The organism is Amedibacterium intestinale, from assembly GCF_010537335.1.
In the GTDB taxonomy this organism is placed as follows: domain Bacteria; phylum Bacillota_I; class Bacilli_A; order Erysipelotrichales; family Erysipelotrichaceae; genus Amedibacterium; species Amedibacterium intestinale.
Map to the genome: position 1 here is coordinate 366956 of NZ_AP019711.1, position 25433 is coordinate 392388.

Here is a 25433-nt window from a genome sequence, read left to right on the forward strand (position 1 = left end):
AAGAGGAACTGGTATAGTTGCCTATCTGTATAGAGATAATATAAAAAAAGTGCTATACTACTTGATAAAGAAGGAGTGAGGTTATATGCCAAATATCATTACTCATAAATTATTTGCGGAAGATGTGTATCATGCACTAAATGATACACAATTAAAGTGTATGATCAAACGTAATTTAGAACTATATTATATCGGTAGTCAAGGATCCGATTTTTTGTTTTTTTCACATTTGATGCCATGGGATGTATATAAAAGTCATGAGCTAAATCGTTTAGGCAGTCGTATGCATAATGAGCATATCAATGATTTTTATGAATGTGCTATGCACAGTATACAAAAGCAGACAAATAAAGAAATTCAGGAAAGAATGATCGTGTATTTGTTTGGACATCTATGTCATTGGGCCCTGGATAAAACAGCACACCCTTATATATATTATTTTACTGGAAAAGGAAAGAAAAAAAACTCTTCATTCCATCATCGTCTAGAATCTATTATTGACGCAAGATTACTGGAGAAAAAAAGAGATTTAACAATAAAAGAATATCCTTACTATAAACTTTGCGAATATGATGTAAATATGCTGCAGGCAATTGCCCGTATTTATGTAGCGGTATCTCGAGAAGTCTATCATGTAGATTTGAAAGTTCATGATATAAGAGAAACGCTTGATACATGGTATGAGGTTCAAAAATTTCTATATGATCCTGGCTGTATAAAATATGCCTGTATCCATGGAGTGGAAAAGATTTTGCATAAGGAATGGCAGCTTTCTGGTAATATTGTAAGAAATAAAGAAATAGATCAGCTGGATATTCTAAATGAAGAAAGAAAAGAGTGGAAACATCCCTGTGATGATAAAATCACAAGTACAGCATCGTTTTTGGATCTGTATGATGATGCGATTATTACGGCATCAAAGGTAATCAAAATGGCAAATTGGATCCTGCAGGGAAAAGCAGGAATTCATCATTTGCTGCATATTATTGATGATCAGACATATACAAGAGGTATGAAAGAAAATAAGGAAATGCGCTATTTTAATATCATTTTTGAGAAACAGCGGGAGGATACGAAATGAGGCTTTTTGATTTGCATGCAGATATAGGATATGACATTATTCAGAAAAAGAAACAAAAAATCACAAAAGATGTTATTAAGAATTATCATGTAGAAAAGTTTCATAAAGGAGAAATCGCTTTTATATGTATGGCAAGTTTTTTTGAAGGTAAAGAAACATGGGATGAAATGAAAGATATGATTTCTTCTACCAGAAAAGAAATTGATGACTGTGATGCTGTAGACCTTGTATTAACTAGAGAAGATTTAGAAAAAGATACAGGAAATGTGAAAGCTATTATGAGTGTAGAGGGAATGTGTGGAATTCACGATGAACCTAGAGAAAAGATTCGCTGGATGTATGCGCAGGGAGTTCGTCTTGCCTCTTTGTGCTGGAATGATGAAAATGATTTGGCTACAGGAGTCAAGGGAAATTTAGAACATGGACTGCATCCATTAGGTAGAGAAGTTGTTGAAGAAATGATTTCTTTAAATATGATCATCGATGTATCTCATACAAATGAAAAAACATTTTGGGATATTATGTCTTATAAAGATGCACATGTTATTGCGACACACTCTAATATTCGTGATTTATGCAATCATCCACGAAATTTATGGAAACAACAAGCAGAAGCTATTTTGGATAGAGGTGGATTAATAGGGATGAATAGTGCACCTGCATTTATTAGTGAACATGTAGAAGAAAGGGATTGTGAACACCTTGTGAATCATGTGAAATGGATAAAAGATTTTAGAGGAAATGTGGATGGTATTGCCTGCGGCTTTGATTTTATGGATTTTTATGATGAATATCATGGCTATTGTAAAGGGCTAAAAGATTGTACACAGGCACAGAATTTTGTAAAGGAGTTAGAACTTCACAAATTTAAGAAAGAAGAAATACAAGCAATAGCTTATGAAAATTCAGTTGCTTATTTTAATAGATATTTATAAATAAAAGGAAAATACAACTTTAATAAAAGTAGATAAATTTTAATATTTATAGAATAAGAAAACCCCTATCCTTTGCAGGCAGGGGATACATTATGGGAGATACACAGAGTTTTGTGTTATCTCCTATTTTGGTTTTAGTTTCATTTCAAAGCATAGCCTTATTTATCTTTTGCAGTTTTTACTTCAATATGTTTTATGAATGATGCAGGAACACCACCTACTATCGTGTTTTTTGCTACATCCTTATTTACAACTGCACCAGTAGCAATTGCGAGAAGGTGTTGGATGTGCGCTTGGTTTTGATAAGCTAATTGATACTGGAGATAACAGTACTTTATGTTTTCGACCAATTACACCTGTCATACAATCTTCTATGCGCATTATTTGGAAAGAACATAACGTTTTATCGAAACTACAGGAGTTATTCTTCAAAGAACTTGAAAAAAACATAGGATAAAAAATAGAAAAAGAATCACAGGGAGTGATCCTTAAGACAAATGTTCTAATTTTTCTTTTAGTATATGATAAGCTTCTTTCACGTTGTTACAATTCAATACAGCTTTTTCCATGATACACATACCATCTTTTTTACGATTGATGATATAAGGAACTTCTTTTTCGTAGGTTACAGGAATATTGTTTTGCTGAAGGAGTGATAAGGCAGGTGTAGAGATGAGTGGCGTATATATTTCTTTTACCTGTCCATAGACCATTAACATTGCAGCAGCTTTCCCGATAACTTTATCTACAACAAAGGCATTTTCTAAAATACCTTCTTCCAGAAATTCCATGATGGGTTTGATTCCACTTGTTTTTGCTGTGTATACTTGCTCTTTTTTATAAATGATACAGCTGAGTTTTTCATCTTGTAATAGTTTGTATTTTCTATCCATAATTTCTTGTTCCTCTTATAGAAAAAAGCGATGGATTTTCATCGCCCTTACACTATCCAGTTTATCACATATTGATACGAATTGATAGACTGTTTAATATAAAATTTTTGCGTATAATATAGGTATAGAAACAAACAAGGAGGGATTTTATATGAAAGTCCAGATCTACGGAAAAAATATTACAGTAACACCAGCGATTGCTGAAAAAATTGAGAAGAAGTTAAATCATCTTGAAAAGTATTTTATGATTGATGAAAACGTTATTGCCAATGTGGTTGTTAGAGTTTATCCAAACAAACAGAAAATAGAGGTTACGATTCCAACCAAATATGCGGTTCTTCGTACAGAAGTTGTGCATGATGACTTGTATGCAGCTATTGACTTGGCAATTGATAAATTAGAAGATCAGATTCGTCGTCAAAAAACACGTTTAACTAGAAAACACAAAGAAAAATTAGCTTATGCATTTATAGAAGAAGCAGAAGTGTTAGATAATGGTGATGAGGGAGATGAATTAGTTAAAACAAAATCTATTGTTGCAGATACGATGGAACTTGATGAAGCAATTATGCGTATGGAAATGCTAAATCATAATTTCTTTATCTATCGTGATGATGAAACAAAAGAAATCGCTGTTGTTTATAAACGTCATGATGGCGGTTATGGCTTGATTGAAACAGAATAATTTAAATTTAGGAAGGCTTCTAAAGAAAGTCTTCCTGCTTTTTTTGAAAAAAATATAAAATTAGAGTTGAAATTCTATAGAATATTTGTTATTATTATTTGGCACTAAGAAATGTGTTATGTCCACGTAGCTCAGTTGGATAGAGCATGCGCCTTCTAAGCGCACGGTCAGGGGTTCGAATCCCTTCGTGGACGCCATCTAATAAATCACCTGCAGATATGCGGGTTTTTTATTATTGCTTTTTAAAGAATACAAAAAAGATTGTGTGACAGGTTTATAAAATTTATAGAAAAGCTTTATATAAAGAGGTTTTAATTGATTATAAACAAAGAATATGCTATATTATTTTGTGTTTAATCGTAAAGGAGATACCATGGATACGTATTATGAGGATATTCTAAATAAAGTGGAGCAGCTAATCGCAGAAAATGATATTCAAAATGCTTTTTGTATTTTAGAAGAAGAACTTTCGATGCCCTATATTCCAAAAGCGTATGAAGATCGACTGATTTCCTTATATAATGATTGCCGCTCTCAAATAAATGAGAGCAGAAAAGCAAGAAGTTATGGAGAGGAAGAAATTGGAGAACTTCTTCATGGTTCTTTGGAAGAGCAGTTTCTTGCGGTTGAACAGTTAAAGAAAAGTAATATTCGTAACCATTTGGATGAGATTCGTTCTTATTTGAAAGGGAATACACATTATTTTGTACGATCCTGTTTGATTGAGGCGATGATGGAACAAAATATAAGTGAAGAGTTTACAACCGAGATGGATGGACTGGAAGTAACCTTTACTCCGTGTTTTGTTGAAATGCCGCAGGAAAGTGATGGAGTTGAAAAAGCTGTTTCTTATTTGCAGGAGTGGTTTGAAAGTGATAATCCAACTTTTACAATGATGTGTGTAGAGTCTTTGATCAAAGAAGCTTACCTTCGACTTCCATTTACAATTGAAGAAGATGAAGCATTTGATTTGGCAGTAGATATTGCCTGTTATGTATTTAAGGCAAATGAAGACAAAGAAGGTTTGATGGCGTTTCTAAATGAAAAAGGGCTTGCGCAAAGTTATGGTTATGAATTATTATTAAGTAAGCATGACGTTTAGGACATGTGATACGATACTTGGTATGTAGGAGGTATGAACATGAGTTCAACATGGGAATTAAAAGAAAAATCAACTGGTGAATTAACAACGACTGTAGAAGGTGAAACTTGGAAAAAAGCACAGGAAAAAACATTTAAAAAGCTTGCAAAAAATGTAAATTTACCTGGGTTCCGTAAAGGACATGCTCCTGAATCATTAGTTAGAAAACAAATCAGTACACAGCATATATTAATGGAAGCAATTGATGAAGTTGCTGGAGAAGCTTTGAGCGCTGGAGTTGAAGAGCACAATCTTCAGTTAGTTGCTCGTCCAGAACTTGGAATCGATAGCATTGATGAAGAAAAAGTTACTTTTAAATTTACTGTAACTGTAAAACCAGAAGTAAAACTGGGAGCTTATAAAGGGTTAGATATTAAAAAAGAAGAAGTAAATGTAACTGATGAAGATGTAAATGCTGAAATTTCTCGTTTACAGGATCGTTTCGCTGAACTTGTTGTAAAAGAAGAAGGATGCGTTGAAAACGGAGATACAGCAGTTATCGATTTTGAAGGATTTAAAGATGGTGTTGCTTTTGAAGGTGGAAAAGGTGAAGCTTATCCATTAGTTATCGGAAGTGGATCATTTATTCCTGGATTTGAAGAACAGCTTGTAGGAATGAAGAGCGAAGAAACAAAAGAAATCAATGTTACTTTCCCTGAAGAATATCAGGCAGAAGAATTGGCTGGACAGGAAGCAGTATTCAAAGTAACTGTACATGATATTAAAGCGAAAGTTCTTCCTGAAGCAAATGATGAATTGATCAAACAGGCAGAAATCAAAGATGTTGAAACTTTAGATGCTTATAAAGAATATGCACGTAAAAACTTGCAGGAAAGTAAAGAAAGAGCAGCACAGCAGAAATTTGAAAATGATGTATTAACTGCTGTTGTAGAAGCTTCTGAAGTAGAAATTCCTGAAGTTATGATCGAAGATGAAACAGATAATCTGGTACGTGAATTTGAACAGCGTATTCAGTCACAGGGATTCTCTTTGGATCAGTTCAAACAGATTACAGGACAAAACGATGAAATGATTCGTGGAGAAATGAGAAACGATGCTGAAAGCAGAGTAAAAGTTCGTTTAGTATTAGAAGCAGTCGCAGTTGAAGAAAAACTTGCAATTGAAGATGCGGATGTAGATGCTGAAGTGGAAAGAATTGCGAATATGTACAGCATGCCTGCTGAACAGGTAAAACAATTAATTTCACGTGATGCAATTGCTTACGATTTACGTATCCGTAAAGCATTGGAATTGATTGAAGAATCCGCAGGTAAGTAGTGTGGTCTTAAAAGACGCTAAGCGCGTCTTTTTTGGCTTATGAAAGGAGTGTAGTTAAACATGAGTGAAAAAGATGCAAATCCAATTGTACAACTTCCGTTAGTATGTACGCGTGGAGTTATCGTATTTCCGGATCAAGATGTAATTATTGATGTTGGAAGAGAAAAATCAACCCGTGCAGTTGATGAGGCGCAGGAGAAATTCGATAGTCAGGTGGTTCTGGTAGCACAGCGCGATTTGGCTGTAGAAGCACCGGAAATCAACGATTTATATTCCTTTGGAACTTTATGTCAAATTCGTCATATACGTCGTATGGATGGGTATCTGCGCGTAAAATTTAAAGGTTTGCAGCGTGTAAAACTGCATACGATAATTAATGATGATGAAATGATGAGTGTTACTGCAGAAGTTGTGCAGGATATAGAACAAGATCATTTAGAAGAGGTTGCTTTGGTACGTAAAATTGCCAGACAGTTTGAAGAAATTGAGGCAGTATCTCAAAATATTCCTAAAGAAATGATCAATGAACTTGCAAAAGGTGTGAGTGCAGCAAGATTGTCAGACCAGATTGCACAAATCTTTCCATTTTCAATTGAAAAACGTCAGACAATATTAGAAACATTTGGTGTTAATGATCGTTTGATTTTGATTTTACAGGAAATGGAAAGTGAAAAGGAACTTTCTGTTATTGAAAATAAAATTAACGATAAAGTAAAAAATCGTATTGAAGAAAACCAGAAAGAATATTATCTTCGTGAAAAAATGCGCGCTATTAAAGAAGAGCTTGGCGATGTTGCGGAAGCAGATAAGGATGCAGATGAAATACGTAAACGTTTAGATGAAAATCCTTATCCGGAAAATATCAAAAAGAAAGTTAAAGAAGAATTAAGTCGTTATGAAATGTTGCCAGCAGCAAGTGGAGAAACAGGAGTCATCAAAACTTATATTGACTGGGTAATGGATCTTCCTTGGTGGCAGGAAAGCAAAGATAATGAAAATCTTCAAGAAGCTAGTGATATTTTAGATGCTGATCATTATGGATTAGAAAAAGTAAAAGAACGTATTTTGGAATATCTTGCTGTTAAACAAATGACAAATTCTTTAAGAGCTCCTATTATTTGTTTGGTAGGTCCTCCAGGAGTAGGGAAAACCTCACTTGCAAAATCTGTTGCGAAAGCATTAAATCGCAAATTTGTTAAAATTTCATTAGGTGGGGTAAAAGATGAGTCTGAAATCCGAGGACATCGCAGAACCTATTTAGGAAGTATGCCAGGACGTTTCATTCAGGCTATGAAAAAAGCCGGTACGATAAATCCAGTATTTTTAATTGATGAAATTGATAAAATGGCAAGCGATTATAAAGGTGATCCTGCAAGTGCGATGCTGGAAGTATTAGATCCTGAACAAAATGCTATGTTCTCAGATCACTATATTGAAGAAACTTATGATTTAAGCAAGGTTATGTTTATTGCAACTGCAAACTATTTGGAGAACATTCCAAATGCATTGCGTGATCGTTTGGAAATCATCGAACTTTCCAGTTATACAGAACTTGAGAAAATTGAAATCGCAAAACGTCACTTAGTTCCTAAACAGATGAATGAAAATGGCTTAAAATCATCGCAGTTAAAAATAGAGGATGACATGATTAGCTATCTGATTCGCTACTATACAAGAGAAAGTGGTGTGCGTCAGTTAGAACGTGTGATCGCAACTGTTTGCAGAAAGAGCGTTTTAGCTATCTTAAAAGATGGAAAACGTTCTATAAAGGTAACGAAGAAATTGATAAATACATGGCTTGGACATGAAAAATTTGAATATGGAAAACGTGAAAAGAAAGATCAGGTAGGTACAGTAACAGGTCTTGCCTATACTTCTTTTGGTGGAGATGTTTTACAAATTGAAGTTACACAGTTTGAAGGTAAAGGAAAACTTGTAATTACTGGACAGCTTGGAGATGTGATGAAAGAATCTGCTTCCATAGCTTATGATTATGTTCGTGCAAATGCGAAAAAATTCAAGATAAAACCAGAGGTCTTTGATAAGACGGATGTGCATATTCATGTTCCTGAAGGGGCGGTGCCAAAAGATGGGCCAAGTGCTGGGGTTACTTTGACTACAGCTCTTGTATCTTTGTTTACAGGGACTCCTGTAAAAGCTGACTTGGCAATGACTGGAGAAGTAACATTACGTGGAAACGTGCTTCCAATTGGTGGCTTAAAAGAAAAATCAATGGCTGCACATCGCTGTGGTATTTCTACTATTGTGATTCCAAAAGCAAATGTGAAAGATCTTGATGATGTTCCACAGGCAGTAAAAGATGCTGTTACCTTTATACCGGCAGAGAAAATTTCTCAAGTACTGGATGCAGCATTAGTAAAATGATTACTTTTCAAAAAGCAGAGCTTGTAATTTCTGCACCTGATAAGAAAAGCTGGCCAGATACAGATCTGCCGGAAGTTGTATTGGCTGGTAGAAGTAATGTAGGTAAAAGCAGTTTTATCAATACGATGTGCGGAAGAAAGAAACTTGCATATGTAGGAAATTCTCCTGGGAAAACAAGACTGTTAAACTTTTTCAATTTAGATGATAAATATATGTTTGTTGATGTTCCAGGATATGGATACGCTAAAATATCAAAAACCCAGCTGTTGAAGTTTGGACAGATGATGGAAGACTATTTTTCACAGCGAAAACAAAAAAAAGGAATGGTTTTACTTGTGGATGCAAGACATAAGCCAACAGAAGATGATATAACCATGATGGAGTTTGCTCGTTATTATGAAATTCCTATTTGTGTAGTTGCGACAAAAATGGATAAAGTTAAACCATCACAGAAACATAAGCAGTTAAAAGAAATTAGAAGAGTCTTAGATATGAGAGAGGATGAACCATTGTTTCCTTTTTCCAGTGAGAGAAAAGAAGGAATGGAACCTATTTGGGATTATTTAATTCCTATCTTTGAATCTTAATATGAAAAAAGACAGATTTCAAATATTTGATCTGTCTTTTTTGGTTAATTTGCTGATTTATTATCAATTACCTCAATAAATTTGTTCATGTAAGGAAGTGATTTGATCCAGTCACATACAGTATGCCATTCATCTAGTTTGTGATGTCTTCTTGCAAAATAAATGTTTAATAATGTTTCGTAATTTAATGTACAAGTACGCATCTGATTATAACTGCTTGGAAGAAGTTGAATCATACTGTACCAGGTTTCTTTGTTCTTTGTTTCTAAATATTCCAAACGCAATTCTTCTAATACATATAATACATTTTCTAAACAAGCTAAGGCTTTCTGATTCATATGGTCATAAGAACAGTCATCTAGTTCAAATGGCTTGCTTGCAATCTTATGCATTGTACTTGTAGAGTTTGCAACGGTTGCGACTTTATAGGTATCATATTCTTTCCACCAGTATAGCGGTGCTGTAAAATCAACAGTTACAAATATTTGTCGAATAAATTTTCGATGATCTGTTCCAGCTCCTACTAAACGTAAGGCTAAATTTAAATCATTTTCTCCGAAGATGAAATTTCCATTTTCATCATAACTAGAATCCATGCGATTCCAGCTGTTCATTGGATTTCTAGCTCCACGAATCGCATTTTCAAAGTTCATTACACTTGTACGCTCGATTTTTATCATTGTATACTCCTCATTTCTATTTTTTCTCACTTATTCTATCATATTTACATATTTTTTGTCATATATATTGATACTGGGAGGATGGAACATGAAAACAATGATGATAGAAAAACAGTTTTTCTTTACACCAAAAATAAAACAACTCATCTCTATACAGGCGAATGAACAATTATCTTATATGCAGACAGAACAGGGGATTCGTGCGAAAGGCCCTATGTATGTAAGTGGAAATTATATAGATGCAGATGGAAATACGCAAGAGATTCATGAGACATTAGATATGGATGTACTGGCACCTTCTCATAAATTAAGTGGTGATATTGCATTTACTTTGCGAATACAAGAGGTAAAAGGTGAAGTACATGATGGAGCTCTTCTTTTGTATCTTACAATTATGGCAGAAGGGTTAAAAGAAGAAAAAACATGTGATGTTGATGAACCCCAAGAAGAAACAGAAGTTTTAGAAAATGAACATGATGAAGTGGCAGAATTTGAAGATTTATTTGAAGATGCAGATTGCACTTGTACTTCCTATCGCATGGTTGTGGCGAAAATCGATGACACATATGATACGATTGCACAACGTTATAATGTAGATGTTTCAAAATTAAGAACTTATAATCATGACAAAGAGATCGTTCCTAAGAGTTTGTTAATACTTCCATAACAGATATTTTGAAAGATCATTCTATAATATTACAAAGCACAGAGAAATCTGTGTTTTTAAGTTTCATCAAAAATAAATAGTTGAAAAGAAAAATAGTTTTGTTTATAATATACAGGTACATACGGTGAAGAGAAGGAGTACGTTTCTGAGTGAGCAAAGAGAACTTTCGGCTGGTGTAAGAAAGTATCACAGGAAATGGAAGGTAGTCTTGGAGTAGGTATTCTGAAAATAGTAGGAATATTCGCAGGCATCCAGCGTTAAGGATATAAGGCATGAAGTAGATTCATGTGAAATAAGGTGGTACCACGTTGATAACGTCCTTTACAGGACGTTTTTTTGTTAGGAGAGTCTTATGATTAAACAGATGCCTTTTGTTGAAACAGATCGTCTTTATTTAAGAGGGTTAGAGGAAGAAGATGTATGTGATATATATGCATACCTTTCCATGGAAGAAACAAGAGAATTTCTTGATTTAGAACAGCAGCAAAATATTGATCAGACATGGAATCTTTTATATGAAGAGTATCTTCCCTATATTGAAAAAAGTTTATTTCAATGCTGGGTCATGGAACAAAAACAAAGCGGCAAGGTAATTGGACATCTTCGTTTATATGAAGAACAACAATGCCTTTTTGTGGAAATGCTTCTTCATCCAGCTTACTGGAAACAAGGATATATGAAAGAGGCTTTGATGAAGATGCTGCAGCATGTCTATACCTTCTTAAAATATCAAAATGTGTATGTGAAAGTGAGAAAAGAAAATAAAAACTGCATATTTTTATTAGAATCTTTAGGGTTTCAGTACATTACATGTGTTAAAGAAATTCTATCAAATGGGAAAATGTACGATATGTGGATAGAACGATTAAGTGAAAAAGAATGGAGGAAACAAAATGAGAAAAACACTTGATGCGAAATATGATCACAATACAGTAGAGCAGGAACATTATAAAACCTGGGTTGAAAATGGTTATTTTACAGCAGGAGATAAAAGTAAAGATCCTTTTTGTGTTGTAATTCCACCACCAAATGTAACAGGGAAGTTGCACTTAGGACATGCATGGGATACGACTTTGCAGGATATCGTAGCTCGTTATAAACGTTTGCAGGGCTATGATATGTTATGGCTTCCGGGAATGGATCATGCAGGAATTGCGACACAGGCAAAAGTTGATGCACGTTTAAAAGAGCAGGGTGTTTCCCGTTATGATATCGGTCGTGAGAAATTTTTGGAAGCAGCTTGGGACTGGAAAGAAGAATATGCTTCTACCATTCGTAAACAATGGGCAAAAATGGGGTTGTCATTAGATTATACAAGAGAGCGTTTTACACTGGATGATGGTTTATCACATGCAGTTCGAAAAGTGTTTGTTGACTTATACAATGATGGTTTGATTTATCAGGGAGAACGCATCATTAACTGGGATCCTGAAGCCAAAACAGCTTTATCTAATATTGAAGTTATTCATAAAGAAATTGAAGGTGCAATGTATCACTTTAAATATAAAGTGGTAGAAACAGGACAGGAGCTTGTTGTTGCGACAACACGTCCAGAAACAATGTTTGCAGACCAGGCAATTTTCGTACATCCTGATGATGAACGATATAAAGATATTATAGGAATGCATGCGATTAATCCTGCCAATGGAGAAGAACTTCCTATTATGGCAGATGATTACATTGATATGGATTTTGGTACAGCAGTTATGAAGTGTACACCAGCACATGATCCTAACGATTTCATGTTGGCAAAAAAATACAATTTACCTATGCCGATTTGTATGCATCCAGATGGTACGATGAATGAAATGTGTGGAAAATATGAAGGAATGGATCGTTTCGCATGCCGTAAAGCTTTAGTAGAAGATTTTGAAAAAGCAGGTGTTGTCGATCATATTGAAAAACATATGCATCAGGTAGGACATTCGGAACGTACAGGAGTTATTGTAGAGCCTTATTTATCAAAACAATGGTTTGTAAAGATGAAACCACTGGCAGAAGAAGTGTTAAAAAATCAGGAAATTGAAGATCAGAAAATTAACTTCTATCCAAAACGTTTTGAAAAGACATTCCATCAGTGGCTAGACGTTATTGAAGACTGGTGTATTTCCCGTCAGCTTTGGTGGGGACATCGTATTCCTGCATGGTATCATAAAGAAACAGGTGAGATTTATGTAGGAATGGATGATCCAAAAGATATTGAAAACTGGATACAGGATGAAGATGTATTGGATACATGGTTCTCAAGTGCTTTATGGCCTTTTTCAACTTTAGGATGGCCGGAAAACAGTGAAGACTTACAGCGTTATTTCCCAAATGATTTGTTAGTTACAGGATATGACATTATCTTCTTCTGGGTAGCACGTATGGCATTCCAGACACGTTACTGTATGAAAAACCGTCCATTTAAAGATGTCTTGATTCATGGATTGGTACGTGATCCGCAAGGAAGAAAAATGAGTAAATCTTTAGGTAATGGAATTGACCCTATGGATGTTATCGATAAATATGGAGTAGATGCTTTGCGTTTCTTCTTGACAACAAACTCTACACCAGGACAGGATTTACGTTTCTCTGATGAAAAAGTGGAATCTAGCTGGAACTTCATAAATAAAATCTGGAATGCTTCTCGTTTTGCGCTAATGCAGTGTGGGGAAGATATGCAGGTTGATGATATCGATTTAAGTCATGCATCTATGATTGATAAATGGATTTTAGCTCGTTTCAATGAAGTGTTAAAAAATGTAACAGAAAACATGGAAAAATATGAATATGCATTAGTTGGTAATGAGTTGTATGGTTTTATTTGGGATGATTTCTGTTCCTGGTATATTGAATTAAGCAAAGCTGGTTTAAACAGCGAAGATGAAGTTGTTCGCAGTGCAGCAAAATCTACTTTGATTACAGTATTAAGTGGTATTGTACGTATGCTGCATCCATTTATGCCATTTGTAACAGAAGAATTGTATTTAAGCATTCCACATGAAAAAGACAGTATCAATTTAGAAACTTGGCCAACTGCTGCTCCTGTTGAGATGAGCGAAGAAGAAATGACTTCTGTAAAACAGCTGATTACAATGATCGAGGCAGTACGTGCTTTAAAAGTAGATTATAACTTAAAACCTAGTATGGATATTCAGGTCATCATCAAAAATGAAAAAGATGAACTTGTGCCATGTGATGAAAGTATTAATGCAATTCTTATGAAAATGTGCCATGCAAGCTGGGTAAGTGAAACAACAGAAGAAGAAATGGCAGTTCGTCCAATTTTAAATGGAACATTAAGTGTGCCATTAGCTTCCATTATTAATGTAGAAGAAGAAATAGAAAAACTTAGCAAAGAATTAAAACGTTTAACAGGAGAAATTAAACGTGGGGAAGGAATGCTAAGTAATCCTAACTTTGTAAATAAAGCCCCGGAAGCAAAAGTAAATGCAGAAAGAGAAAAATTAGAAGGCTATCGTTCGCAGTATGCAATTGTTGAAAAACAATTAGAAGATATGAAAAAGAAAGTATAAAACATGATAAAAAGGAAGATAAGATGCTGTTTGATTACATACATCTATCTTCCTTTTATGTTTTTGATTACATGTTATTTAACAATTTTTTCTTTTAAAGATGGGCTGTAGGAAATCGTATATTCCTGGTTTTTATAACTGTTTTCCAAATGTTTTGGAAGTGTGTTCTTGTCATATACCCATAAAGCTGAAGCGTGAATATCTTTTTCTTTGTTTATTTTATCAAGAAGTGCCTGACCATCTTCCTGTGACATGGTAAACAGTGCGGTTGATAAGATATCAGATGCTGTTCCATCATCACATACAATTGACACGCTTCTAGCATATCTTGCCGGCTGCAAAGTTTCTGGATCAATAATGTGATGCATGATGGTTCCATCATATACGTAGAATCGCTGGTAATCACCACTTGTAACAATAGAAGTGTTTCCAGGTAAAGATAATGATGAAATAGAGTCTGTAGCCTGCTGTGTCAAATCGGGAATCTGTACGCCTACAACCCAGTTTGAATCATCTGGTTTATTGCCAAGAAGACGAATATTGCCTCCTCCATTTAAAAATCCATGTTCAACGCCAAGTTCTTTTAAATGCTGAGATGTTTTATCAATCGCATATCCTTTCGCAATTGCCCCAACATCAAGCCTTGTTTTAGGATCTGTTAAATAAACTGTATTTTTTTCTTTATCGATCTGTACTTTATCCCAGCCGCTATGTTCTTTTGCATTTTCCAAGTCTTCCATGGAAGGAACAAAGGTGTTATCAGGATTCTTTTCTGCCTGTTCTCTAGCCTCTCGCCATAAATCCATAACACTACCTAAAGTAATATCAAACTTTCCATTGGTTAACTCTGCATATTCTTTTGAAATAGTTAGCAGGTCTATGATATCTTCGTTTACCTCAACTGGTTTTTTTCCGGCGTTGTCATTGATTGTTTTAATGTTGTTGATACCTTCATAAGAGTTATAGCGATCAAAGATTTTGTTGTAGTAGGAAATCTGTTTTGAAAGCTCATTTTCATATTTTTTAAATTCTTTCTCATTTTTTGTATAAGCAGTAAAAGAAATAACAGTATCAAATCCAAGATTGGTTGCTGTCATAGAATGTTTTTCTAAATTCTGCTTTTGTGTACATCCGCTGCTAATACATAAACTGCATATGAACAGAAGAAGTTTCCATTTTTTGTTTTTCATATTATCACCAGCAATCATTATAGACAAAAGTTAAAAAAAAATCTATGTAAGAATAGAAAAAAAGATAAAAAATTAAGTGAAATTCTTATCAAATTCTTTATTTTTTTCTTCAAGTGGAAAGATAAAAGTGTTATAATAGTTCCGGTATGTTTCTTGGATAAAAAAAGAAACTGCAGGAGTAAAATAGTGCTTATAAGAAAGGTAAGGTGAAAATGATGTCATTGTTTAAAGGACCAATGCGTCAGCACATACAAGGGCACAAAGAGCTCACAGAACACGTAGAAGCACAGGAGTTGAAAGCAGGGGAAAAAGTGTATATTCCTTTGTTTTGCGGAGCATCTACAAATCTGGAAGTTTTGGTACAGGAGGGAGATTCTGTTTGCATAGGAACAAAGATTGCCGAATGCAAAGAACGTTTTTTTGTGCCAATTTATGCGAGTGTTTCCGGAACAGTTGCTGGAATTGAAAAAAGAATGCACGCTTCTTTGAAGCCGGTTCCTCATCTTGTTATTATAAATGATGGGCAGTATAAAGAGGTTGCTTCTTTTGAACCGTTGAATTATGAAACAGCGGATAGGGAAACTTTGATTGATTTTATGATGAATGCGGGTATCATCGGTTTAGGTGGTGCTGGTTTCCCGGCTTTTGTTAAATATAAGTTTGCGAAAGACGTAGAAAAGCTTATTATTAACGCAGTAGAATGTGAGCCATTCATTACAGCAGATTACAAAACGATCTTTGCTCAGAAAGAAGAATTTGTAACAGGTTTAATGGCTATGAAAAAAATGGCAATGGCAAAAGAAGCTGTCATTGCGATTAAAAAAACACATCAGGATTTGATTTCTTTTGTTGAAGAAGCTGTAAAAGGACTGGATGGAGTTTCAATAGCAGCTGTACCAGATGTGTATCCAATGGGATGGGAACGTGTATTGGTGCGTGAAATCATGCATAAAGAATATGATCGTTTACCTGGAGAAGTAGGAGCAGTTGTAAATAATGCAACTACTGCAATTGCATTTGGGGATGCATTATTACATGGACGTGCTATCGTTAAGAAAACAGTAACGGTATCAGGAACTGCTGTGAAAGAACCAAAAAATGTAATTGTTCCTGTAGGTATGCCGGCAAGTGAAATTATTGCAGCTTGTGGTGGATATACAGAAGATTCTGTAAAATTGATTGCCGGTGGTCCTATGATGGGAAAAACAATTGTTAATGATGCATTTGTTATTGATCGCAATATGAATGCCTTAACGGTTTTGGCAAATAAGCCTTATGACAGTATTTCCTGCTTGCGCTGTGGAAAGTGCAGTGATCACTGTCCAGCAGGACTACAGCCAGTACGTATCGCACAGGCTGTAAAAGCCGCAGATAAAAAGACAATGGAAAAATTATGCGCTGTAGATTGTATTGAGTGTGGTTTATGTACCTATGTATGTCCATCACGTTTGGATGTTACAGAAAATGTACGTAAAGCAAAACGTCAGCTGCAGCTGGCTAAAAAGTAGGGAGGATAAAGAGAAATGAAGTTTGCATTTAACGTATCACCTAACTTGCGCCAGAAACAGAGTACAAAGCAAATCATGCTGGAGCTGATGATTGGTTTATTAGTAGTATTTGCTTTTTCTCTTTTCTATTATGGAACAGAATATGGCTCAAGTTATGTATTGCAGGCAATAAAACTATTGGCAGTATCTGTAATTGTTGCATTGCTTACTGAAATTGCATTTGCCTTTTTTACAAGAAAAGGACAAAAATTTGATTTTGCATATATTAAGAAATTTTTAAGTGGATCTTTTGGATGGATAACAGCTATCATTTTGACAATGATGTGTCCTATTAGTATTTCTTTTTATGCGCTTGGAGTAGCAACTTTCTTTGCCATCTTCTTTGCTAAATTGCTGTTTGGGGGATTTGGAAACAATATCTTTAACCCTGCAGCAGTAGGTAGAGCTGTAATCTTCGCTACATTTGTTGGGGCTTCTACTGATATTATCACAATGGCTACACCAACAACTGTAATAGCTTCCAGTTATAACTGGCTGGTTGTAGATCCTGAAATGATTACAACTATGATGGATGAAATTGGTGGATTGCCTACCTTATTTACAGGTATGTATCCTGGGGCAATTGGAGAAACAAGTGCTCTTGTTATTTTAATCGTTGGTATTATTTTATCTATTCGTAAAGTTATTGACTGGAGAATCCCAGTAGTATATTTAGGAAGTATCTTTGTGTTAGCAATGGGAATCGCTTTGTTTAAAGGAGTAGGTTCTTATGGAAGTCTTCCTGGATTTATCTGGTATCCATTGTTACATCTATTGACTGGTGGAGTTATGTTTGGAGCTGTCTTTATGTTAACAGATCCAGTTACTTCTCCAACAAGTGCACAGGGAAAATGTATCTTTGCTTTAGGAGCAGCAGTCTTGACTGTTTTGATTCGTATTAAAGCAAATCTTCCTGAAGGATGCTTATATTCTATTTTATTGATGAATATGCTAACTCCTATGATTGAACAGGCTTTGGCTGGAAAACAGCTGGCACTTCGTAAAAAAGCATCTATTATTTTTGGCAGTGTAGCTGTTGTTGGCATGGGATGTGTATTGCTTGCAGCAAATGTCATTGAACCAAAGGCAAAAGAAGTTGAAGAAGCACCTCAGCCTACTTTAGTTACATCAACAGATGAAGATATGCTAAGTATGGATGCAAGCATTACCGATACCAAAGAGAATGGAAATGAAGTTGTTTATACGGTAAAGGCACACGGTTATACAGCAAATGAAAATCCAGATGTTTATAACGTGTTTGAAATTACAGTAGATAAAACAAATAATCAAATTACAAAAATGAGTTTTGTTGAATGTAATGATTCTGATTTTATTAAGACAGCAGTTCAAAGCAATCCTGAACTAGTAAATGTTGTAAATACAGATTTAAGTAAAGAATTTGAGTATACAACCGAAGATGTTGTTTCAGGTGCTACTTTTACAACAAAATCTGCTATGCGTGCTATGATCGAAGTTCAGCGCGCATTAGGGCTGTAAGGAGGTTAGCGTATGAAAAAAATATTACATCTGACCATATTTCTAGCGTTAGTAGCAGCAATTGCCGGAGCAGCGCTTGGAATTGCAAACAGCTTAACTGCACCAGTTATTGCACGCAATGAACTGGAAGCAGAAAAGGATAATTTAAAAGTATTATATCCAGATGTACCTGATGAAGCATTTGAACAGGTAGAAAAGGATGTATCAGATACAATTCAAAAAATCTTCAAAGTTGAAGGAAAAAGCTATGTTTTTAAAATGAAGGTAACAGGGTATAAAGAAGGAACTACTTTCCTTGTTGCATTAGATGATAAAGGTACGGTTATCGATTATGTAGGTATTTCCAATGGAGATACACAAGGATTAGGTACACAGGTACTGGATGCACCTTTCCGTGAATCTTTAAAAGGAAAAGATGCTACATCAGATGAAATCTTAAATGATACAATTTCAGGTGCTACATTATCTAGTAAGCCAGTTCTTGAAGGTATTAAAGAAGCAGCTCAGTATCAAGCTGATAAATTAAAGTAGGAGGTGGAACAGAATGAATCGTAAAGAAAATTTTACTGCAGGATTCTTACGTGAAAACCCTGTATTCTCATTGTATTTGGGACTATGTTCCACATTGGCAATTACAACTACATTAAATAATGCGATTGGTATGGGTGTCGCTGTTATTGCAGTTTTAGTTATGTCAAATGTTATCATTTCTTTGATGCGTAATATTACACCATCTGAAATCCGTATTCCGGTTTATATTGTAATTATCGCATCTTTGGTTAAGGTTATTCAGATGTTAATCAAGGCTTATGCGCCAAGCTTAGATACAGCTTTGGGTGTATTTATTCCACTGATCGTTGTTAACTGTATCATTCTTGGACGTGCAGAAGCATTTGCAAGTAAAAACAAAGTGCTTGATTCTGCTTTGGATGGTCTTGGAATGGGACTTGGGTATACAGTTTCTATCGTTATTATGTCTGGTATTCGACAGTTGCTTGCAACAGGAGCTTTATCTTTTGATAATCCATTCAATGCAGCTCAGAATATTTTTACCTTAAAAATTATTCCAGATGATTTCACAATTAGTATGTTCTCACAGCCTGTAGGAGCATTCTGTACATTTGCATGTTTAGCTGCCGGACTTGCAGCATATAAGTCATATCAGACGAAAAAGGCAGCAGAAAAACAAAAGGAGGCGAAATAATTTATGAATTGGAGTAACTTATTTGTCATGCTGATTACTTTTGTTTTCATCAACAACGTTGTTTTGAACCAGTTTCTTGGTATGTGTCCTTTTATGGGGGTATCAAAGAAAAGTAGTTCAGCTTTAGGTATGGGGGCTGCGGTTACTTTTGTAATCGTTGCAGCATCTCTTGTAACATATGGATTGTATTATAAAGTCCTTGAACCACTTGGACTTGAATATATGGACTTAATTACATTTATTCTTGTGATTGCTGCGCTTGTACAGCTTGTAGAAATGATCATCAAGAAAACTAGTCCATCTTTATATAAAGCATTAGGTGTTTATTTGCCTTTAATTACAACAAACTGTGTTGTATTAAACGTTACATTAAATAATATTTCTTTCAAATATGATTTTGCAGAAATGTTAACATATTCTATTGCTATTCCTTTAGGATTTACAATGGTATTATATATCTTCTCTACGATTCGTGAGCGTCTGGATGCATGCGATACACCAGTTTCATGGAAAGGAAATCCAATTGCCCTGATTGTAGCAGCTATTATGGCTTTAGCATTTAGTGGATTAACTGGGCTGGTATAAGGTATGGTACAGGCAGTCATTTATTTAGGAATCCTTGGTGGTATATATGCATTAGTATTCTATCTAAATCATAAAACACCATTACCTAAAGGTTGCGAAAATTTAAAGGCAGAATGTGAGGGTTGTCATGACACTTCTTGTTGCAACAACCCTGCACATGATTTATAGAAAGGGGATTTGACACCATGTTAAATGCAGTATTAACAGCGCTTTTACTGATGCTTGTATTAGGTGCTATCCTTGGACTAGGTTTAGGAGTTGCAGATAAGTTTTTGAGTGTGGAAGTAGACGAACGTGTAGAAACTGTAGCTAGTATGCTTCCAAACTACAACTGCGGTGGCTGTGGTTATGCAGGCTGCAGTGGCTTAGCAGAAGCTTTGGTAAATGGGGAAGTTACTGTTGTAGGAACATGTAAACCTTGTAAACCAGATCAGAAAGCTGCAATTGCTGAATATTTGAATACGACACCTGGCCCTGATGGTACATGTCTAAAAGTTAAAGCATAAAAAAATGAGGTACACTTGCATTGTGTATCTCTTTTTTTTTAGGTATAATAACATACAAAGAGGTGAATGATATGGCGGTTAAAGATTTAATCATACCAAAAAATTATGAAAATAAGCTAGATGTTATATCTACAGAAGTCGCAATTAAATATGTAAAAGATTTATTTGAGAAACGATTGGCGCATCATTTAAATCTAATGCGTATTTCTGCACCATTATATGTAAGAAAAAGCAGTGGCTTAAATGATGATTTAAATGGAACAGAAAGACCTGTATCTTTTGATATCAAAGAGATTAGCAGTGAGGATATGCAAATTGTTCATTCCCTTGCCAAATGGAAGCGTATGGCTTTAAAACGCTATAATATTGGTGTGGGTAAAGGTATCTATACGGATATGAATGCTATACGTAGAGATGAAATTTTAGACAATCTTCATTCTGCTTATGTAGATCAATGGGATTGGGAAAAAATCATTGATAAAAATCAGCGTACATTGGAATATTTGAAGATTACAGTGCAGCATATTTTAAAAGCATTGAAAGAAACTGAGCGTGAACTGGATATCGTATTTGAAAATTTAGAACCTTTTGTTTATGAAGAAGTATTTTATATTACAACACAGGAGTTAGAGGATAAATATCCAGATAAATCACCAAAGGAAAGAGAATACTTAATTACAAAGGAACATAAGACAGTATGCCTAATGCAGATTGGTGATAAATTAAGGAGTGGAAAACCGCATGATGGACGTGCACCTGATTATGATGACTGGCATTTAAACGCAGATATTTTACTTTACTATCCAATTTTGGATTGTGTGGTTGAAATAAGCAGTATGGGGATTCGCGTTGATGCAAAGTCTTTAAAAGAACAATTAAAAAAAGCAGGATGTGAGGATCGCATCAAGCTTCCATTTCATCAAATGCTCTTGCAGCAGGAACTTCCATTAACTATCGGTGGTGGAATAGGACAGTCTCGCATCTGTTTAATTCTTTTAAATAAAGCACATATTGGAGAGGTTCAAGTTTCCCAATGGAGCGATGAGATGCGAAAGGCATGTGATGAAAACCACATTCATTTACTGTAAACAAGAGTTAAAAAAAGGAAGATCAAGATATGTAGACAAGTCCAAGATATCTTTCATCTTCCTTTTTTATTTATCTTATAATATTTTTATTTTGATGTACCTTCATCCTGACGTAATAATGCCTGAGAAGCACGTTCAAAGTCTTTAGCTTTTTCATAGCTGTTAACAAGTTCACTGTTTTCATAGTCAATAGAGTCATATTTAGAACTGTATACAACTTTCAACAGAATTGGCGTAATAACAGTTGTAACTACTACCATAAGAATAACAGGTGCTACAAATTGTTCATCCATCAATCCTAATGCGATTCCTTTCATTGCGATGATCAAGGCGACCTCACCACGAGAAATCATACCTACACCAACACGTAAGGCTCTTGTATTTGGACATCCGCATAGTTTAGCACCAAGTCCACAACCAATAACTTTAGATAAGATTGCAACAATACAAATGACAATCGTAAAGGAAACAATCATAAAGTTCATTTGTGGTAAAACAACCTTTAATCCGATGTTTGCAAAGAACAATGGTGATAATAGCATATATGACAAGATTCCAACACGAGAAGATACATAAGTTGCTCTTGTTGTATTGGAAATAATTAAACCAGCAAGGAAAGCACCTGTAATATCTGCTACACCGAAGAATTCTTCTGCAATAAATGAATAAAGCAAACAGAAAGCAAAAGAGAAAACAGCAAATCTTCTTAAATCGCGGTCATGACGCTGCATCCAAACCTGGAATCCTTTGTGAAGCATAATACCAAGAACACCGCTTAAAACGAAGAAAGCAACTATTTTTAATGCCATGATTGCGATATTGACATTAGGGTCTGCGAAGCTAGTGATAACTGTTAATAAAATAACACCTAAAATATCATCTATTAAGGCAGCTCCTAAAATAATGTTACCGGAACGAGTAGATAAACGCCCCATTTCCTTTAAAGTTTCAACAGAAATACTTACAGAAGTAGCTGTTAAGATAAGACCAATGAATACACTCTTCAATACATCTGCAGTACCTAATCCATAAGCCTGAGCAACTAGAAATCCTCCAACGAATGGAACGATAACACCTAATGCTGCAACAATAAATGAACTTTTACCTGATTTTTTCAATTCGTTGATGTCGGTTTCCAAACCTGCATCAAACATTAAGACGATAACACCAAGCTCAGCAACCTGATTGATAAACTCAGTTTCACGTAGAATACCTAAGCAGGCAGGACCAAGAATCAAACCAGCTAACAAGGCACCAACGACCTGTGGAAGTTTGACACGACGAGTTGCCATTCCAAGGATTTTGGTAGTAGCCAAAATTAAAGCCACATCAAAAATAAAACCATATTCCATTTTTGTTAACTCCTTTCAAACTGTGTTATTGTACTCTGCTTGTGAAAAAAACACAACCTTTTTTTAAAAAAAATTAAATTATTACCTGATTATTATTAGAAGTTTATTTACTTATTGACATATGAGCTATACAATGATAAAATCCTAATGCCCATTCATATACTGGAATATCTTTTAACAAGATTCCAGCAAGAATTAGAGTAAAGTTTGAATTAAGGAAAGGAAAAAGTATATTCCATTTTTCTTGATGAGAAATCGAATGTACCGGAAGAGAAATAATGAAAAAATTAGCAGCATTAGTATTATTATGTGGTGTAGTATTAGCAGGATGTAGTTCAGCAAAAGAAGGAAGCGCAAGCGTAACTGGAAGCAATGGTGATGTTACAACTGCTACTGTAAAAGTTGATGGAGATAAAATCACATCTGTATCTATCGATACAAAACAGAAAGACAGCGACAAAACTAAAAAAGAATTAAAAGAACAGTATAACATGAAAAAAGCTAGTCCTATCAAAAAAGAATGGTATGAACAGGTTCTAACTTTAGAAAACTATATTAAAGAAAACGGTGTTGATGCGATTAAGTTAAACAACGAAGGAAAAGCAACAAACGAAGACTTAGTAACTGGATGTACAATCAGCATTAGCGATATGGTAGATGCAGTTAAAGAAGCTCAGAAAAACGCTAAATAATTATTTTATAAATAAAAAGAGTTTTAATGTTATAGAGTGGGTATGAAAAAAAGAACAGGCATTTGGCCTGTTCTTTTATTTACCTTTTTTTTCATGATGATCAATCATTTCCTGTATGATGGAAACTTCTGGGTCTATGTAAATGGTTTTGTATGTAGATAAAGAAACAAAACTTCCTTTATTCCCAGGTATTCTTTTTAATTGTTTTACACTGCAGTAATTAACGGGAACACTTGAGGAATAGCGACCTTTTGAATACCATGCCGCAAGCATAGCACCTTGACGAAGTGCTTCTTCATGAGGATTTTCCAACGTAATGATAACATGCGCACCATGCAAATCTTTTGTATGCATCCATGTATCTGTTTTTCTAGCTAGTTTCCATGTGACATAATCATTTTGTAAATTATTTTTACCTACATAAATATTATAGTCATCAAAAACGAAGGTAGCATAATGAGGAAGTTCCTGCTTTTTCTTTTTACGAATACGAGTTTTTTGTGCTTTTACATATCCTTGACGAGACAATTCTTCACGAATTTCCATAGCATCTTGTATAGTGGCCTGTGATAACTGCATTTCCATAGAAGTAAAGTAAGTAATTTCTTTTTCACAAAGCTCTATTTGTTCTTGTAAAATAACTTGTGCTCTTTTAAATTTATGATATTTTTGATAATAACGATTTGCATTTCCTTTTATATCGAAACGCATATCGATAGGAATTTCTATATTTTCTCCTGTTTCAAAAGAGGGAAGCGTTACTATCGGCTGCTTAGAAATCTCATGTTCATAAGCAAACAGAAGATCTCCATATTCTCTATATTTATCACAATCCATTGCTTCTTCAAGACTTTGTTTCAATTTTGGAAGCTTCGACTCATTTTTATGAAGCTCTTTTCTTACTGCTTTAAACAAATCACCGCTTTGTTGCTTGATTCGCACCTTTTCTTCTTTCTGTGCAAACAAGATATCCATTCCTTCCATTAGTGGATAGGTTCTTGGTACGACTTGCAGATGTTTTAATGGAATACAGTGAAAATAAGTTTGTTCCTGTATATCACTAATATATACACAATCGGATTCATCAATCTGTCTCATAATATCATCAAAAGATGTATGTTCTTCCATCATGCGATACTGTACTTCTTTAGATAATAAGGGAGAAAATCCATGAAACTGTTTTGTGAAAGATTCATTTACATCAATGCTTTCGTAGTGATATGGATCTTGTTTATCTAGATGAGGTGCAGGAAGCTGAAACATTACATTTGGAAGGATGGTACGTTTGTTGTTTTCAAATGGGGGGATACGTTTTAAGGCATCAATAATTCTTCCATCCTCATCTACCAGAATTACATTGGCATATTTTCCCATCAGCTCTATATAAAGGTTCTTTTCATGAATATCACCCATTTCATTTCGAGCTTCAACTACCATATGTAAAATACGATCCAGTCCAATCTGTTCCATGCTTTTTATAATTCCGCCATCAATTTGCTTTCTTAAAAGCATAACAAAATTATTTGGTACTTCCATTGTGGTATAAGAAGCATTCGTATAATTTATACGATTATAAACACTATGTGTTGATATTAAAAGTTTTTTATTTCCTTTATTTGTGCGCAATGAAAATAATAATTCACTGTCACTGATCTGCTGGATTTTTAAAATCTTTGCAGGCAGTGTTTTATCTATTTGCTTAAACAGCTGTCGAAGCAACAATCCATCGATTGCCATTTTAATCACTCCTTCAATTTTCTATTATACCATATAAAACATTGTTTTATGGGACTGTATATACTTTTATTGGAAATAAAGGTTTGTAATGTTTTGTTATATGAATGTATTTAATGTTTATGTTAAAACATACTTGACATTCCCAGGTGCTGCGAGTAAAATTCTTGTAAAGAATTAGGAGGGGC

25 protein-coding genes, 1 tRNA gene and 1 other annotated feature are annotated in these 25433 nt (G+C 34.7%); of the genes, 21 read left to right on the forward strand and 5 right to left on the reverse strand.

What is annotated here, in order from left to right; genetic code table 11:
- The first annotated feature begins 85 nt into the window (after positions 1-85).
- From A9CBEGH2_RS01850 to A9CBEGH2_RS01860, 3 genes are all read left to right on the forward strand, one after another.
- Positions 86-1081: a zinc dependent phospholipase C family protein gene (locus A9CBEGH2_RS01850; protein WP_163104169.1), complete on the forward strand. Its 996-nt coding sequence runs from the start codon at positions 86-88 to the stop codon at positions 1079-1081.
- Positions 1078-2016, forward strand: coding sequence for a dipeptidase (locus A9CBEGH2_RS01855; RefSeq protein WP_163104170.1), 939 nt, complete (start codon positions 1078-1080; stop codon positions 2014-2016). Before A9CBEGH2_RS01850 ends, A9CBEGH2_RS01855 begins: the two co-directional genes overlap by 4 nt.
- Positions 2017-2284: 268 nt before the next feature.
- Complete coding sequence (locus A9CBEGH2_RS01860; protein WP_163104084.1) at positions 2285-2473, forward strand: hypothetical protein; 189 nt, start codon at positions 2285-2287, stop codon at positions 2471-2473.
- 31 nt (positions 2474-2504) lie between these two features.
- Here the strand turns inward: A9CBEGH2_RS01860 and A9CBEGH2_RS01865 are convergent, their stop codons facing one another.
- A complete protein-coding gene (locus tag A9CBEGH2_RS01865) occupies positions 2505-2909 on the reverse strand; it encodes a DUF1893 domain-containing protein (RefSeq protein ID WP_118276786.1) in 405 nt (134 codons plus the stop codon).
- A 151-nt stretch (positions 2910-3060) separates the two neighbouring features.
- On the opposite strand from A9CBEGH2_RS01865, the gene hpf reads away from it, so the two are divergent.
- The 6 genes from hpf (at position 3061) to yihA (ending at position 8985) form a co-directional block, all read left to right on the forward strand.
- Positions 3061-3594 (forward strand): ribosome hibernation-promoting factor, HPF/YfiA family, encoded by a 534-nt coding sequence (gene hpf, locus A9CBEGH2_RS01870; protein ID WP_115714550.1) that lies wholly within the window; start codon positions 3061-3063, stop codon positions 3592-3594.
- A 120-nt stretch (positions 3595-3714) separates the two neighbouring features.
- A tRNA-Arg gene (locus A9CBEGH2_RS01875) sits at positions 3715-3791 on the forward strand.
- A gap of 176 nt (positions 3792-3967) precedes the next feature.
- Positions 3968-4696, forward strand: coding sequence for a DUF3196 family protein (locus A9CBEGH2_RS01880; RefSeq protein WP_118276726.1), 729 nt, complete (start codon positions 3968-3970; stop codon positions 4694-4696).
- Positions 4697-4735: 39 nt separating this feature from the next.
- Complete coding sequence (gene tig, locus A9CBEGH2_RS01885; RefSeq protein WP_163104171.1) at positions 4736-6013, forward strand: trigger factor; 1278 nt, start codon at positions 4736-4738, stop codon at positions 6011-6013.
- A gap of 60 nt (positions 6014-6073) precedes the next feature.
- Positions 6074-8398, forward strand: a complete 2325-nt coding sequence (lon, locus tag A9CBEGH2_RS01890) for an endopeptidase La (protein ID WP_118361148.1) — start codon at positions 6074-6076, stop codon at positions 8396-8398.
- Positions 8395-8985 carry a ribosome biogenesis GTP-binding protein YihA/YsxC gene (yihA, locus tag A9CBEGH2_RS01895; RefSeq protein ID WP_118276723.1) on the forward strand — a complete coding sequence of 197 codons (591 nt, stop codon included), beginning with the start codon at positions 8395-8397 and terminating at the stop codon, positions 8983-8985. The genes lon and yihA overlap by 4 nt, the downstream gene beginning before the upstream one ends.
- A 44-nt stretch (positions 8986-9029) precedes the next feature.
- Here the strand turns inward: yihA and A9CBEGH2_RS01900 are convergent, their stop codons facing one another.
- Positions 9030-9665, reverse strand: a complete 636-nt coding sequence (locus A9CBEGH2_RS01900; RefSeq protein ID WP_118361146.1) for a hypothetical protein — start codon at positions 9663-9665, stop codon at positions 9030-9032.
- Between the two features lie 88 nt (positions 9666-9753).
- On the opposite strand from A9CBEGH2_RS01900, the gene A9CBEGH2_RS01905 reads away from it, so the two are divergent.
- The 3 genes from A9CBEGH2_RS01905 (at position 9754) to A9CBEGH2_RS01915 (ending at position 13850) form a co-directional block, all read left to right on the forward strand.
- The gene (locus A9CBEGH2_RS01905) at positions 9754-10332 is read left to right on the forward strand and encodes a LysM peptidoglycan-binding domain-containing protein (protein ID WP_115714556.1); all 579 of its coding nucleotides are present in this window, start codon (positions 9754-9756) and stop codon (positions 10330-10332) included.
- A gap of 115 nt (positions 10333-10447) precedes the next feature.
- Positions 10448-10657: a binding site (T-box leader), on the forward strand.
- A 27-nt stretch (positions 10658-10684) separates the two neighbouring features.
- Positions 10685-11242, forward strand: a complete 558-nt coding sequence (locus A9CBEGH2_RS01910; protein ID WP_118361144.1) for a GNAT family N-acetyltransferase — start codon at positions 10685-10687, stop codon at positions 11240-11242.
- Positions 11226-13850, forward strand: a complete 2625-nt coding sequence (locus tag A9CBEGH2_RS01915) for a valine--tRNA ligase (RefSeq protein WP_118361142.1) — start codon at positions 11226-11228, stop codon at positions 13848-13850. Before A9CBEGH2_RS01910 ends, A9CBEGH2_RS01915 begins: the two co-directional genes overlap by 17 nt.
- 74 nt (positions 13851-13924) lie before the next feature.
- On the opposite strand, the gene A9CBEGH2_RS01920 is transcribed toward A9CBEGH2_RS01915, so the two are convergent.
- Positions 13925-15040 carry an FAD:protein FMN transferase gene (locus tag A9CBEGH2_RS01920; RefSeq protein ID WP_157964915.1) on the reverse strand — a complete coding sequence of 372 codons (1116 nt, stop codon included), beginning with the start codon at positions 15038-15040 and terminating at the stop codon, positions 13925-13927.
- 215 nt (positions 15041-15255) lie between these two features.
- On the opposite strand from A9CBEGH2_RS01920, the gene A9CBEGH2_RS01925 reads away from it, so the two are divergent.
- From A9CBEGH2_RS01925 to asnA, 8 genes are all read left to right on the forward strand, one after another.
- Positions 15256-16548: an RnfC family protein gene (locus A9CBEGH2_RS01925; protein WP_115714560.1), complete on the forward strand. Its 1293-nt coding sequence runs from the start codon at positions 15256-15258 to the stop codon at positions 16546-16548.
- 15 nt (positions 16549-16563) lie between these two features.
- Entirely contained in the window at positions 16564-18084 is a 1521-nt protein-coding gene (locus tag A9CBEGH2_RS01930) for an RnfABCDGE type electron transport complex subunit D (protein ID WP_115714561.1), read from the forward strand.
- Between the two features lie 12 nt (positions 18085-18096).
- Positions 18097-18615: an FMN-binding protein gene (locus A9CBEGH2_RS01935; RefSeq protein WP_118276718.1), complete on the forward strand. Its 519-nt coding sequence runs from the start codon at positions 18097-18099 to the stop codon at positions 18613-18615.
- A gap of 13 nt (positions 18616-18628) precedes the next feature.
- On the forward strand, positions 18629-19288 hold the full coding sequence (gene rsxE, locus A9CBEGH2_RS01940; RefSeq protein WP_115714563.1) for an electron transport complex subunit RsxE: 660 nt from the start codon (positions 18629-18631) through the stop codon (positions 19286-19288).
- Positions 19289-19291: 3 nt separating this feature from the next.
- The gene (locus A9CBEGH2_RS01945; RefSeq protein ID WP_118276717.1) at positions 19292-19873 is read left to right on the forward strand and encodes an electron transport complex protein RnfA; all 582 of its coding nucleotides are present in this window, start codon (positions 19292-19294) and stop codon (positions 19871-19873) included.
- Between the two features lie 3 nt (positions 19874-19876).
- Positions 19877-20041 carry a hypothetical protein gene (locus A9CBEGH2_RS12320; RefSeq protein ID WP_164503356.1) on the forward strand — a complete coding sequence of 55 codons (165 nt, stop codon included), beginning with the start codon at positions 19877-19879 and terminating at the stop codon, positions 20039-20041.
- A gap of 17 nt (positions 20042-20058) precedes the next feature.
- Positions 20059-20379, forward strand: coding sequence for a (Fe-S)-binding protein (locus tag A9CBEGH2_RS01950; RefSeq protein ID WP_115714565.1), 321 nt, complete (start codon positions 20059-20061; stop codon positions 20377-20379).
- A gap of 71 nt (positions 20380-20450) precedes the next feature.
- A complete protein-coding gene (asnA, locus tag A9CBEGH2_RS01955; protein ID WP_115714566.1) occupies positions 20451-21467 on the forward strand; it encodes an aspartate--ammonia ligase in 1017 nt (338 codons plus the stop codon).
- An 86-nt stretch (positions 21468-21553) separates the two neighbouring features.
- On the opposite strand, the gene A9CBEGH2_RS01960 is transcribed toward asnA, so the two are convergent.
- Positions 21554-22819 carry a cation:proton antiporter gene (locus tag A9CBEGH2_RS01960; RefSeq protein ID WP_118318219.1) on the reverse strand — a complete coding sequence of 422 codons (1266 nt, stop codon included), beginning with the start codon at positions 22817-22819 and terminating at the stop codon, positions 21554-21556.
- Between the two features lie 278 nt (positions 22820-23097).
- Between A9CBEGH2_RS01960 and A9CBEGH2_RS01965 the strand changes: the two genes are divergently transcribed.
- Positions 23098-23511, forward strand: coding sequence for an FMN-binding protein (locus A9CBEGH2_RS01965; protein ID WP_115714568.1), 414 nt, complete (start codon positions 23098-23100; stop codon positions 23509-23511).
- A gap of 75 nt (positions 23512-23586) precedes the next feature.
- Here the strand turns inward: A9CBEGH2_RS01965 and A9CBEGH2_RS01970 are convergent, their stop codons facing one another.
- Entirely contained in the window at positions 23587-25248 is a 1662-nt protein-coding gene (locus A9CBEGH2_RS01970; RefSeq protein ID WP_115714569.1) for an Rqc2 family fibronectin-binding protein, read from the reverse strand.
- Positions 25249-25433: the final 185 nt, after the last annotated feature.